The 13,649-nt window shown below is 53.2% G+C and carries 11 protein-coding genes; 9 read left to right on the forward strand and 2 right to left on the reverse strand.

Translation table 11 applies throughout. The features are described 5' to 3' along the window. Positions 1–843 precede the first annotated feature (843 nt). The 4 genes from cscK (at position 844) to ABLV78_RS16440 (ending at position 5,695) form a co-directional block, all read left to right on the forward strand. Positions 844–1,767, forward strand: a complete 924-nt coding sequence (gene cscK, locus ABLV78_RS16425; RefSeq protein ID WP_047043704.1) for a fructokinase — start codon at positions 844–846, stop codon at positions 1,765–1,767. Between the two features lie 114 nt (positions 1,768–1,881). Then, complete coding sequence (locus ABLV78_RS16430) at positions 1,882–3,252, forward strand: sucrose-specific PTS transporter subunit IIBC (RefSeq protein WP_059355841.1); 1,371 nt, start codon at positions 1,882–1,884, stop codon at positions 3,250–3,252. Then, positions 3,252–4,652, forward strand: a complete 1,401-nt coding sequence (locus ABLV78_RS16435) for a sucrose-6-phosphate hydrolase (RefSeq protein ID WP_047043708.1) — start codon at positions 3,252–3,254, stop codon at positions 4,650–4,652. The genes ABLV78_RS16430 and ABLV78_RS16435 overlap by 1 nt, the downstream gene beginning before the upstream one ends. Before the next feature lie 29 nt (positions 4,653–4,681). After that, the gene (locus ABLV78_RS16440) at positions 4,682–5,695 is read left to right on the forward strand and encodes a LacI family DNA-binding transcriptional regulator (protein ID WP_045397754.1); all 1,014 of its coding nucleotides are present in this window, start codon (positions 4,682–4,684) and stop codon (positions 5,693–5,695) included. Positions 5,696–5,746: 51 nt separating this feature from the next. Here the strand turns inward: ABLV78_RS16440 and cynS are convergent, their stop codons facing one another. Together cynS and ABLV78_RS16450 are read right to left on the reverse strand one after the other, a co-directional pair. Then, positions 5,747–6,217, reverse strand: coding sequence for a cyanase (gene cynS / locus ABLV78_RS16445; RefSeq protein ID WP_045397751.1), 471 nt, complete (start codon positions 6,215–6,217; stop codon positions 5,747–5,749). Between the two features lie 36 nt (positions 6,218–6,253). Beyond that, positions 6,254–6,901, reverse strand: a complete 648-nt coding sequence (locus tag ABLV78_RS16450; RefSeq protein ID WP_047043710.1) for a carbonic anhydrase — start codon at positions 6,899–6,901, stop codon at positions 6,254–6,256. Positions 6,902–7,010: 109 nt separating this feature from the next. Here ABLV78_RS16450 and cynR point away from each other — a divergent pair, with 109 nt between their 5' ends. The 5 genes from cynR to ABLV78_RS16475 all read left to right on the forward strand — a co-directional run bounded on the left by cynR (position 7,011) and on the right by ABLV78_RS16475 (position 13,629). Further along, positions 7,011–7,898, forward strand: coding sequence for a transcriptional regulator CynR (cynR, locus tag ABLV78_RS16455; RefSeq protein ID WP_047043712.1), 888 nt, complete (start codon positions 7,011–7,013; stop codon positions 7,896–7,898). A gap of 220 nt (positions 7,899–8,118) precedes the next feature. After that, on the forward strand, positions 8,119–8,556 hold the full coding sequence (locus ABLV78_RS16460; protein WP_045397745.1) for a DUF2231 domain-containing protein: 438 nt from the start codon (positions 8,119–8,121) through the stop codon (positions 8,554–8,556). Then, positions 8,549–9,853, forward strand: coding sequence for a PQQ-dependent sugar dehydrogenase (locus ABLV78_RS16465; protein ID WP_047043714.1), 1,305 nt, complete (start codon positions 8,549–8,551; stop codon positions 9,851–9,853). The genes ABLV78_RS16460 and ABLV78_RS16465 overlap by 8 nt, the downstream gene beginning before the upstream one ends. Positions 9,854–10,048: 195 nt before the next feature. Then, positions 10,049–10,981, forward strand: a complete 933-nt coding sequence (locus ABLV78_RS16470; RefSeq protein ID WP_047043717.1) for a LysR family transcriptional regulator — start codon at positions 10,049–10,051, stop codon at positions 10,979–10,981. Positions 10,982–11,652: 671 nt separating this feature from the next. Then, positions 11,653–13,629 carry an alkyl/aryl-sulfatase gene (locus tag ABLV78_RS16475; RefSeq protein ID WP_348865262.1) on the forward strand — a complete coding sequence of 659 codons (1,977 nt, stop codon included), beginning with the start codon at positions 11,653–11,655 and terminating at the stop codon, positions 13,627–13,629. Positions 13,630–13,649: the final 20 nt, after the last annotated feature.

The following is a 13,649-nucleotide window of genomic DNA, read 5'->3' on the forward strand; positions in this document are numbered from 1 at the left end:
CGATCACAAGTAAATGAATTATCTTAAAAAAAGTGTTATCAACCATTGCAATTAGTTTTTTCTGGCACATTTAGAACAAAAAAATAACATTATAAAAATTGAAGAATAAAAATCTGAACAAGCGTTAAATTCAACGTAAATCATTAGTTTTCACCGCAAAAAATAACCATGGTGTAATACAAGGATATTAGATCTAATACTCGGATGACAGTGACGGAAGGAGTATAAAAATTGAACAAAAACAACCTGGGTTAGCCTGTTTTTTCAGCTCAACCAATTGAGCAAGGTGCGTTCAATTCACCCTATATCGCGACGCCTGACGCTATTTTTGCGCTCCTGCTCGTGGCTGAACGCCTCCAGATATGGATAAATTTTTTATAACATTTACGGCCTGACGTATTACCCCAAAGGGGTATTTTCCCGGGGTTATTTTTCTAACATTATTTTAACGAAACGGGCTTATTATCACGTTGTAATAATAAAAAATGAGAAGTAATTAACGGTGTCAAACCCTGGCATAAAGCCATCAGGAATATATTTTTTAGCCGCACCCTGACAGCAAGTTAATATTAATAAATAGATATATGAGGGTTTTTCATCCGACAATAAGCGCTCTATCGACCCGACTTCCCTCCCCCTTATTATTGGTAGGGAAAATGACAAGTTCATTTGCCTATCTGTAGTAAAGGAAAAATAGCTAGCGCTAAGCGCGTAATATCGCGGCTGGATCACATTTTATCGTAGCCGATCGCATTTTCATCACTTCCGCGTTCCGTTGGATTATGGGTTATGTTTAAATTAGCTAAACCGGTTTAATAAAGTTTAGCAAGAAGGAATTTCAGTATGACAAGTAAAGTATGGGTACTCGGCGATGCGGTCGTCGACCTGCTGCCTGAGGGTGATGGCCGCTTATTACAATGTCCGGGCGGCGCACCGGCTAACGTCGCTGTCGGCGTCGCGCGGCTTGGCGGCAATAGCGGGTTCATCGGCCGGGTTGGCGATGATCCTTTTGGCCGCTTTATGCGCCAGACGCTACGACAAGAGAACGTGGATATCCGCCACCTTTCTTTAGACCCCGCACAGCGCACCTCAACCGTCGTGGTCGCGTTGGATGAACACGGCGAACGCACCTTTACCTTTATGGTCCGTCCGAGCGCCGATCTTTTTCTACAACCAGACGATCTCCCCCCTTTCGCGGCCGGCCAGTGGCTGCACGTCTGCTCTATCGCTCTCAGCGCCGAGCCCAGCCGCAGCAGCGCCTTTATGGCAATGGAACAGATTAAACGCGCCGGCGGTAGCGTCAGCTTCGACCCGAATATCCGCAGCGATCTGTGGCAGGATCCCCTGTTGTTACGGCGTTGTCTCGAACAGGCGCTGGCATTGGCTGACGTAGTGAAACTATCGGAAGAGGAACTGGCCTTTATTAGCGGTGGCGACGATATCGCCAGCGGTATTGCGCGATTCCGCGAGCGCTTTCAGCCAAAACTGCTGTTGGTCACGCAAGGAAAAGCCGGGGTGCAAGCGCTGTTCCAGCAACAGCATATTCACTTCCCGGCCCGTCCGGTGGTCAGCGTTGATACCACCGGAGCCGGTGATGCCTTTGTTGCCGGGCTACTCGCCAGCCTCGCCGCTCACGGCTTCCCTGACGCTGTCGCCGCGCTGGAGCCAATCGTCGCGCTGGCGCAAACCTGCGGCGCGCTGGCAACCACCGCCAAAGGCGCGATGACCGCCTTACCGTACCAGGCCGATGTGAACCGCCAGTTTTAACGATGCAGGCAGACAAAATAATTAAAACGTTTTAGCAAAATTAGCAAAGCGGCGGTTCGGGGATTCGGACATCCCCAATTGCCCATGATGATGACAGACTTTGTAGAGGGTACTATGGATTTTCAACAGATTTCTCGCACGCTGCTGCCGCTGCTTGGCGGCAAAGAAAATATCGCCAGCGCCGCGCACTGCGCCACCCGCTTGCGTCTGGTACTGGTCGATGACGCGCTCGCCGACCAGCAGGCCATCGGCAAAATTGAGGGGGTAAAAGGCTGCTTTCGCAACGCCGGCCAGATGCAAATCATCTTCGGTACCGGCGTGGTCAATAAAGTGTATGCCGCCTTTATTCAGGCAGCCGGTATTAGCGAGTCGAGCAAATCCGAAGCCGCAGATCTGGCGGCGAAAAAACTGAATCCGTTCCAACGGATCGCCCGCCTGCTATCGAACATCTTTGTGCCCATTATCCCGGCTATCGTCGCCTCCGGCCTGCTGATGGGATTGTTGGGGATGGTGAAAACCTACGGCTGGGTCGACCCGGGCAACGCCATCTACCTGATCCTCGATATGTGTAGTTCGGCCGCTTTTATTATTCTACCAATCCTGATCGGGTTTACCGCCGCGCGTGAATTCGGCGGCAACCCTTATCTTGGCGCAACCCTCGGCGGTATTCTTACCCACCCGGCGCTGACCAACGCCTGGGGAGTGGCTTCGGGCTTCCACACCATGAATTTCTTCGGCCTCGAGGTGGCGATGATCGGTTATCAGGGGACGGTGTTCCCGGTGCTGCTGGCGGTGTGGTTTATGAGCCTGCTTGAGAAGCAACTGCGACGCCTGATTCCCGACGCGCTGGATCTGATCCTCACGCCGTTCCTGACGGTTATTATCTCCGGTTTTATCGCCCTGTTGATAATCGGTCCGGCCGGTCGTGCCCTCGGCGACGGCATCTCCTTTATTCTCAGCACGCTCATTGCCCACGCCGGTTGGCTGGCGGGACTCCTGTTTGGCGGGCTGTACTCGGTTATTGTTATCACCGGTATCCACCACAGCTTCCATGCTATCGAAGCCGGGCTGCTCGGCAACCCGTCGATCGGCGTCAATTTCCTGCTGCCTATCTGGGCAATGGCTAATATTGCCCAGGGCGGCGCCTGTCTGGCGGTGTGGTTTAAATCCAAAGATGTAAAAGTGAAAGCCATTGCCCTCCCCTCAGCCTTTTCGGCGATGCTTGGCATCACCGAAGCGGCGATATTCGGCATCAACCTGCGCTTCGTTAAGCCATTTATCGCCGCATTGATTGGCGGCGCGGCGGGTGGCGCCTGGGTGGTCTCCATGCACGTCTATATGACCGCCGTCGGCCTGACCGCCATCCCCGGCATGGCTATCGTGCAGGCCAGTTCCCTGCTTAACTACATCATCGGGCTGGCTATCGCGTTTGTGGTCGCCTTTATCGTTTCGCTGACGCTCAAATACAAAACGGATGCTGAATAATGACGCAGCCTTCTTTGTTACCGGCGGTCCTGCAGGCCGTCATGAACCACCAGCCGCGCGCGCGGCGGGATGACCACTATCCGCAGTGGCATCTGGCGCCGGTATGTGGGCTACTGAACGATCCAAACGGCTTTATCCACTTCAATGGCCGTTATCATCTGTTTTATCAGTGGAATCCCCTCGCCTGCGATCATCGCTATAAAGGCTGGGGACACTGGAGTTCAGCGGATCTACTGCACTGGCGGCACGAACCGATTGCCCTGCTGCCGGATGCGGAGTACGACCGTAACGGCTGTTACTCCGGCAGCGCGGTAGATGACGACGGCGTCCTGACGCTGTGCTACACCGGTAATGTGAAATTTAACGATGGCAGCCGTACCGCCTGGCAGTGTCTGGCGACGCAAAATCCCGACGGTACTTTTCGCAAGCAGGGCCCGGTGCTGGCGCTGCCAGCCGGCTATAGCGGACACGTGCGCGATCCCAAAGTCTGGCGCGATGGCGATCGCTGGTTGATGGTGCTGGGCGCGCGCGATCTGGCCGACCGCGGTAAGGTACTGCTATTCAGCTCCGCTGATTTGATGCAGTGGAGCAGCCATGGCGAAATTGCCGGTAGCGGACTTAACGGCCTGAACGATGGCGGCTATATGTGGGAATGCCCGGATCTGTTCCCGCTCGGCGACCAGCATATTTTACTCAGTTGCCCACAGGGGCTACCGCGAGAAGCCCAGCGCTTCCTGAACACCTATCCGGCGGTCTGGATGCACGGGCATTTCGACAATGCTGACGCGACTTTTAGCCACGGCGCGCTCGAAGAGCTGGATAGCGGCTTCGAATTCTATGCGCCGCAAACCACCCTGGCGGAAGATGGTCGGCGCCTATTGGTTGGCTGGATGGGCGTTCCCGACGGAGAAGAGATGCAGCAACCTACGCGAGCCCACGGCTGGATCCACCAGATGACCTGCCTGCGGGAACTCAGCTGGCGCCACGGCACGCTATATCAAAATCCCGTACGCGAACTGGCGGCGCTGCGCGGCGAGGCGCAAGGCTGGCAGACCGAACCGCTGGTGCTGCAGCCGATGGAACTGGCCTTCGAGGTCATGCCAGGCGATGCGCTGAGGCTGGATTTCGCAGGCGCGCTGCAGCTTTCGCTGGACAGTCGCGGCGTACGCCTGGCCCGTCGAAGCCTGGTAGCTGATACTGTCGATTACCGTTACTGGCGCGGCTCGGCGCATAAACTGCAGATCCTCATCGATCGTTCCAGCGTCGAAATTTTTATTAATGATGGCGCCGGGGTGATGAGCAGCCGCTTCTTTGCGGATTATCCTGGAAAACTGGTATTCAGCGGCGCGACGCCGGGGGCATTCTGCTGCTGGCCGCTGCGGCCATGCATGGTAGAATAAGCGTTTTGCTTTCAGGCGCCTGGCTCGTGATGAAACCCAAACGCATTACCATAAAAGATATCGCCGAACTGGCTGGCGTCTCCAAAGCCACCGCCAGCCTGGTCTTGAACGGTCGCGGCAAAGAGCTGCGCGTGGCGCAGGAGACGCGTGAACGGGTGCTGGCTATCGCCCGCGAGCAGCACTACCAGCCGAGCATTCACGCCCGTTCACTGCGCGATAGCCGCAGCCATACCATTGGTCTGGTGGTACCCGAGATCACTAACTATGGTTTTGCCGTTTTTTCTCACGAGCTGGAAACCCTGTGCCGCGAAGCCGGCGTACAGCTGCTTATCTCTTGCACCGATGAGAATCCCGGCCAGGAGAGCATGGTGGTCAATAATATGATTGCCCGTCAGGTCGATGGCCTGATTGTCGCCTCTTGTATGCACAGCGACGCCGACTATCTGAAGCTCAGCGAACAGCTGCCGGTGGTGCTGTTCGATCGCAATCCAAACGATAGCGCCCTGCCGTTGGTGATGACCGATTCACTGGCGCCGACGGCGGAACTTATCGCCCGTATCGCCGGCCAACACCCGGATGAGTTCTGGTTTCTCGGCGGTCAGCCGCGGCTCTCGCCTTCGCGCGATCGGCTGGCCGGATTTAGTCAGGGATTAGCCCAGGCAGGGGTTGAGTTACGCCCGGAATGGATCATCAACGGCAACTATCACCCAAGCTCAGGCTATGAGATGTTTGCCGCGCTGTGCGCCCGCCTCGGGCGGCCGCCTAAGGCGTTGTTTACCGCCGCCTGCGGCTTGCTGGAAGGGGTACTACGCTATATGAGCCAGCATAACCTGCTGGATTCCGGGATCCATTTAGCCAGCTTCGATGACCACTATCTGTATGATTCGCTGTCGCTGCGCATCGACACCATCCAGCAGGACAACCGCCAGTTGGCCTGGCACTGCTACGATCTCATCAGTCAGCTGATCGATGGTAAAACGCCACAGCCGCTGCAGCGTTATCTGCCCGCCACATTGCAAATGCGTTATCAGCCCGCCAGATAATAACGGGCCTGGATCGTGGTTCAGGCCCGTGCCGTTAACGGTTAATTGTCATCAGAAAGGTTTCGTTGGCAGATATTTTCCATCGAAGGTGATCACCGCGCGATGTCCGCCTTCCGGATCGCTGACCTTTTTCACATCCAGCTTAAAATTAATCGCGCTGATGATCCCGTCGCCAAATTTTTCATGAATGAGCGCTTTCAGGGTGGTGTCGTAGACCTGCAGCATTTCATAGAAGCGATACATCGTCGGGTCCGTTGGTACGCGGTCTTCAATAGAACCTCTGACCGGGATGGTTTGCAGCAGCAAAATATCATCGTCGCTGAGCTCCAGTTTTGCGCCTACCATTTTCGCGACTTCGGCAGGCAGCGGATGCTGGCCCAATAGCGCGGCCGTCACGAAGGCTTCTGATAAACCGGTGCCTTCAACAAGCTGTGCAAAGGAGAGATCCTTTTTGGCTTTAATCAGCAATATTTTGTTCGCTAACTCCAGACGAACTTCGCGGCTAACTTGAGACTGAATCATGGTGTTACCTCGTTATATCGTAGTGAAATGAAATGACTAACCGTAAACCGGCACCGCTCGGGTATCCGGATGACCGGCCAGCGAAATAAAAGCTCTGGCATTGCCGTCATAGGCGGCAATCTCTCCCGTTTCAATGTCATACACCCAGCCGTGTAGCGCCAGACGTCCTTCCTCAAGCGCCAGACGCACCGCCGGATGGGTTTGAATATTCGCCAACTGGGCAATCACGTTTTCATGCACCATCGCCGCGGTTTTGGCCTGCGGGTCGCGATGCTCGCGGGCATCGTTCACCACTTTTGCCGAATCCGCATATTGCAACCAGTGCTTAACGGCGGGGACATGATCCAGACAGCTACACTGCGCAATCGCCGTCATCGCCCCGCAATCGGAGTGACCGCAAATCACAATATCCGTGACCTTCAGGACGGCAACGGCATATTCCACCGATGCCGACACGCCGCCGGGCTCCGGACCGTAAGAAGGGACGATATTGCCGGCATTACGGATGACAAATAGATCGCCGGGTTCTCGCTGGGTAACCAACTCAGGAACCATCCGGCTATCGGAGCATGAAATAAACAGCGTACGGGGGCTCTGCCGGGAGGCTAAACTTTTAAACAGTTCAGCGCGTGCAGGAAATGCATCACGTTGAAATTTAAGAAAACCATCAATGATTTCTTTCATGATAATGTCTACCTCGCTGTGGAATGTCAGGGAGGTTACGCGCCGCGTGGCATAAAATAAAAGTCTTGTTTATAATCAAATTCATTCAAAAAACTTATGAGTTGAACGTGTGAATATTCGCTATGTCAGATATTTCCTCGCCGTCGCCGAACATCAGGGCTTTACCCGCGCGGCGGAAGCCCTGCACATTTCGCAGCCTGCGCTCTCACAGCAAATCAGGATGTTAGAAGAGAGCCTGGATGCGCAGCTTTTTGACCGCAGCGGCCGGCATATTCACCTGACAGATGCAGGTGAGGTGTTTTTGCAGTATGCGCGCCAGGCATTTCAACTGCTGGATGAGGGCCAACGCGCCATTCATGATGTCGAAGACCTCAGTCGCGGTTCTCTACGCATTGCCGTAACGCCCACCTTTACTTCCTATTTCGTCGTCCCATTAGTAGCGGAATTTCATGCGCGTTATCCGCATATCACGCTGGATATACAGGAGATGTCGCAGGAGAAAATGGAAGGTATGCTGCTGGAAAATGAGCTGGATATTGGTATTGCCTTTGCTGGCGGAAGTGCGCCGGACATCGTTTCCACCCCATTGCTACAGGAGGTGCTGGCGCTAGTTGTCGCGAACCATCACCCGCTGGCCCACGAAGACTCCCTTTCGTTGAGCCAGCTGGCCGCGGAGGAGTTTATTCTGCTTAATCATCATTTCGCCACCCGGTTGCAAATTGACCACTGCTTACAGCAAGCCGGTTTCCACCCGCAGGTGACCATTGAAATGCATTCGATCAACGCCATCCTCGATATCATCCAGCGAACCCAATTAGTCTCCATTCTGCCGCTGAATGTCGCCGCCCAGCGTACCGGCCTGATGACCCGATTGCTTAAAGAAGCCGCGCTTGAGAGAACCGCGGTGTTAATGCAGCGCAAAGGCGCCCGGCCAAAAGCTGCAGCGCGGATTTTCGCCGAAATGGCCCAGCAGCTGGCTGCCCGAATAGAAAGTTAAGCGTACGATGGCGCGGCCAGTATCTGGCCCGCCTCCTCCCTTCTGCAACAATCTTACCGTAGCCAGTATGACCATTTGCGCAAAACAGATTTCCCGCGATTGGCATACTGAAATTGTTAACAATATGTATAATTTTATCTGCTAAGCGGTATTCATTATTCCGGCTTGAACGTCAGCATTATTTTCATCCTACCTTATTCCCCCTGACAAGGAATTGACAATGAGTGAACGCTCTCATGACCGAGGTAATAGCCTTGCGATGGTCATATATAATCTACTCAATCCGGTGCCTTACGGCTTTTTTATCGCCGGTCTCATCTTCGATATTATTTATCTCTACAGTACGAACGTGATGTGGGGAAAAAGCGCCAGCTGGCTTATTGCCCTTGGCCTTATTTTTGCCATCATTCCGCGATTGATTAATCTGGCGCAGGTGTGGTTTTTTACTCCTCGACGCCCGGCGGCAAAAATTGATTTCTGGCTAAACCTTATCGCTATTATTGCCGCGTTGGTAAACTGTTTTGTTCATAGCCGCGACGCCTGGGCGATTGCGCCGCAGAACGTAATCTATTCATCGATTACCGTTATCTGCCTGCTGGTCGCCAATATTATCAGCTCCACTTGCCTGGCTAATAATAAGGGGATTCGCCATGAATAAATTACTACTGCCCCTGCCCGTTATGCTCGCCACGGCGCTTGCCCTGTCCGGATGCGATGAGAAAGCGAAACTTAGCCCGGATCAGCAGGTAGGGCCCGATCCCGTAATGCCGAAGGCCCAGGATTTCCTGATGCCGCCGATGCAGGTTCCCCGCGGCGTGGGCTGGAAGACAGATGGGCAACCGGCGGTTGCCCAGGGGCTGAAAATAGAAAAAATAGCCGATGGATTCCTGCATCCCAGAATGGTCTATGTCCTGCCAAACGACGATGTACTGGTCGTTGAAAGCAACGGTCCTGGCGAGGAGCCGCTGACTACGCCGAAGCAGCTGATTGCCGGGATAGTGAAAAATCAGTCAGGCAAAGGTGGAAAAGGCGGGAATCGCATTACGCTATTGCGTAAAAACGCCAGCGGCTGGGAAAAACATATTTTCCTTGAACACCTGCACTCGCCTTTCGGTGTCCAGCTGATTGGCGATAATCTATACGTCGCCAATACCGGCAACATCATGCGTTATCACTACCAGCCAGGGGCGACACATATCAGCGATGCGGGGAGCGAACTGGCTGACCTGCCCAGCACCGTCAATCACCACTGGACCAAAGCGTTACTGGCAAGCCCGGATGGTAAGAAGCTGTATGTGGGCGTCGGCTCGAACAGTAATATCACCGAGAATGGGCTGGATATCGAATATCGTCGCGCCACCGTTCTGGAGGTTGATACGGCAACCGGCGCAAGCCGTATCTTCGCCAGCGGTATCAGGAATCCTACCGGACTCGGCTGGGAACCGCAGACGGGCAAGCTTTGGGCCATTGCCAATGAGCGCGATGAGATCGGCGCCGACCTGGTGCCTGATTATTTAACTTCGGTGCAGGATGGCGGATTTTATGGCTGGCCGTGGAGCTATTTCGGACAGCATGTGGATCGCCGCGTACAGCCGCCGCGCCCGGACATGGTCGCTAAAGCGATCAAACCGGATTATGCCCTGAGTTCCCACGTTGCGCCGCTGGGAATGCTGTTTTATACCGGAAAAATGTTGCCGCAGACCTATCAGGGCGGCGTGTTTATCAGCGAACACGGCAGCTGGGACCGTTCGCCGCTGAATGGCTACAAAGTCAGCTTTGTCGCCTTTAAAAACGGCAAGCCGGTCGGTAAACCTGAGAGCGTGGTCACCGGCTTTGTCTCCCGTGATGAGAAAGAACTGTACGGCGCGCCGGTCGGACTCGCGCAGGATAACGAAGGAGCGTTAATCATTGCCGACGATGTCGGTAATACCGTCTGGCGCGTCAGCGCAAAATAAAATATCACTATCAACTATCCGGCTTCCCGCAGTCAGGGAAGCCTTTTTTATATCCTGAGAATCATTATCCATAGATATTGCCGGGAATAATTCGAGAAACAAAGTGATAAGCTGTGACATCAGGACCGCTATTGTAGTTGGCTACACCAGAACAGGTTGCTGAGAAACATTCATCATCAATGAGACGTAAAACAGATGAACCATTTATCCGCAATCAGAACCTTCGTCAGCGCCGCCGATCATCAAAGTTTCAGTGCCGCCGCCAAAGCCTTAAATATCGAAGTATCCACCGTCTCTCGCCATATTTCCGAGCTGGAAGCGTATTTACAGGTGACGTTGTTTAACCGCTCTACCCGCGGATTAGCATTAACCGAAACCGGAGCTTTTTTTTACTCGCACGCCCAACAACTGTTATTACAATGGGAGGAAACCCGCCAGTTAACTTCCGCACTGGATAAACAACCTTCCGGCCTGCTGCGGTTAAGCGTACCCAGTACCTTCGGCCGTCTGCACGTTATGCCTTTTGTTGATGAATTTCTTCGCCTGCACCCCAACATTTCGCTGGATATTAGCTTTAACGATGAAGTGCAGGACCTGATTGAAGCGCGCATCGACCTGAGTATTCGCATTGGCATTTTGCCTGACTCCTCGATTCATGCCCGTAAACTGGCTTCGCAGACGCGCTCAGCCTGGGCCAGCCCGCAGTGGATTGCGGAAAACCGCCCTTCTGCCACGCCGGGCGCCGACCAGCAGCAGATCAATATCGTGATGTTTTCTCGTCTGCATGGCGCCGGTTGGTATACACGTAAGACGGGTTCAGAAGATGAATGGCAGCGCATCCCGATTAACTACCGACTGAGCGTTAGCGATAGCGCCGCCATGCTTTATGCCTGCGTCAATCACACCGGGATTGCGATTTTACCGAACTGGCTATCGCAGCAGGCTGAAGAACAAGGGCTTATTCAACGCGTCTTCCCGGAGTGGGAATTTAGTATGTTCCCCAGCGAAACCGCCATCTGGATGCTGTACCCGCAAAACAGGAGAGTGCCGCATAAAGTCCGGGCCTTTATCGACTTTATGGTTGAAAAGATTGGGATGCCGCCCTACTGGGAGGAGGCGATTCATTAATGACGAGAGAGGTTGAAGCAGGGATGTGCCGGAGGAACCCAAAGCAAAAAGGGGTTACCTTTCGGTAACCCCTTGTTTAATTTGGCGGAAGCGTAGAGATTCGAACTCTAGAACCCTTTCGGGTCGCCGGTTTTCAAGACCGGTAAAATATCATTTAACATCAAGGAAATAAAGCAAACTACTGGTATAGTGAGACATTATCACGCCCATATTTATCAGTAAGTTATCCACTTCTCCGCAGATAGTATACCAACACTTTTTGTTTACCATCTGAATCGATTGACGTCTAAGGTTGTCAGGGCTGCAACAGCACCCATGGGCTAAAACCGAACCTTGTTGGACTCAAATCCGCATCCTTATTTTTGGAATAGCATTATTTGTTCATCTAAAAATGCAACTATTCAATATTCACCCAACCTCGAATTAAACGAGTTTATGACTACATTTAATCAGTGAAATGTTGTGTCTTACTGCCTCAAGCAGTCTGAAATGGAATTAAATCAGTATTCACATAACTAACAAATGTATATCTGTATTTTCCTAAAAGTGATAATTATCAAGAAGTTCAAGTCTTTCTCTTGCTGGATGTAAATTTTTTGTTATATTCATTTGTAGATGTAAATGCACTTAACCCATCACATGATTTTGATGTCGCATCAGATGAGGAATTTATGAAATTGACCCCCATAGTGAAAGGTTTAGCCATTGCCGGCTTGCTGTCATCGATCAGCTTGTCAGCATGGGCGGAAGTCGCCGCAAAAGAAGCGACCGCTGCCACTAAACAAGCCAACGACGCCCTCTATAACCAACTCCCCTTCTCAGATAACACCGATTTCACTAACGCCCATAAAGGTTTTATAGCCGCCCTGCCCACCGAAGTGATTAAAGGCGAACAGGGTAACGTCGTGTGGGACCCGCAGCAGTATTCCTTCATCAAAGAAGGTGAAAAAGCCCCGGACACCGTCAACCCGAGTCTGTGGCGTCAGTCTCAATTGATCAATATCAGCGGCCTGTTTGAGGTGACCGACGGCGTATACCAGATCCGCAATCTGGATCTCTCCAACATGACCATCATCGAAGGTAAAGAAGGCATTACCGTCGTTGACCCTCTGGTGTCCGCTGAGACTGCCAAAGTGGGTATGGACCTGTACTACAAAAACCGCGGTAAGAAACCGGTCGTGGCCGTTATCTATACCCACAGCCACGTTGACCACTACGGCGGCGTGCGCGGCGTAGTAGATGAAGCGGATGTGAAATCCGGCAAAGTGAAAATTTACGCGCCTTCCGGCTTTATGGAAGCGGCGGTGGCTGAAAACATCATGGCCGGTAATGTCATGAGCCGCCGCGCCAGCTACATGTACGGCAACCTGCTGAAACCATCGGCCACCGGACAGGTGGGCGCCGGCCTTGGCACCACCACCTCGTCGGGTACCGTGACCCTGATCGCCCCAACCAATATCATTGAAAAAGACGGGCAGAAAGAAGTCATTGACGGTCTGACCTATGACTTCATGCTGGCGCCGGGTTCGGAAGCGCCGTCGGAAATGCTGTGGTTCATCGAAGAGAAAAAACTGATTGAATCCGCGGAAGACGTGACACACACCCTGCACAACACCTATTCGCTGCGCGGTGCGAAAATTCGCGAACCACTGCCGTGGTCGAAGTACATCAACGAAGCAATTGTGCGCTGGGGCGACAAAGCCGAAATTATTATGGCTCAGCACCACTGGCCGACCTGGGGCAATGAAAATGTCGTTAACCTGCTGAAGAGCCAGCGTGACCTGTATCGTTACATTAACGACCAGACCCTGCGTATGGCTAACGAAGGGCTGACCCGCGATGAAATCGCCGCTAAATTCAAACTGCCGGATAGCCTTGCCAACACCTGGGCTAACCGCGGTTATTACGGTTCTGTCAGCCACGACGTGAAAGCCACCTACGTGCTGTATCTCGGCTGGTTCGACGGCAACCCGGCCACCCTCGACGAACTTCCGCCGGAAGAAGCGGCGAAGAAATTCGTCGATTACATGGGCGGCGCCGATGCCATCATGAAGAAAGCGAAAGAGGATTACGACCAGGGTAACTATCGTTGGGTTGCTCAGGTGGTTAGCAAAATCGTCTTCGCCGATCCGAAAAACCAGGAGGCGCGTAATCTGGAAGCGGATGCCCTTGAACAGTTAGGCTACCAGGCGGAATCCGGCCCGTGGCGTAACTTCTACCTCACCGGCGCGCAGGAACTGCGTAACGGCGTGGTGAAAGGGCCAACCCCGAACACCGCCAGCCCGGATACCGTGCGCGCGATGACCCCGGAAATGTTCTTCGACTATCTGGCGGTACATATCAATGGCGAGAAAGCGGGTAACGCGAAATCGGTCTTTAATATCGATCTCGGCGGCGACGGCGGCAAGTATAAGCTGGAGCTGGAAAACGGCGTACTGAACCATACCGCCAACGCGGAAGCGAAAGACGCCGATACCACGATCGCTCTCAACCGTGCCACCCTGAATAAGATCATCCTCAAAGAGGAGACGCTGAAACAGGCCGTCGATAAAGGCGACGCGAAAATCACCGGTAACGCCGATAAGCTCAATGAAATGCTGGGCTATATGGACAAGTTCGAATTCTGGTTCGACATCGTTACGCCATAACTGATTTGACGCCTAAATTG

This window comes from Klebsiella sp. CN_Kp075, assembly GCF_040065055.2.
GTDB lineage: Bacteria > Pseudomonadota > Gammaproteobacteria > Enterobacterales > Enterobacteriaceae > Klebsiella > Klebsiella aerogenes.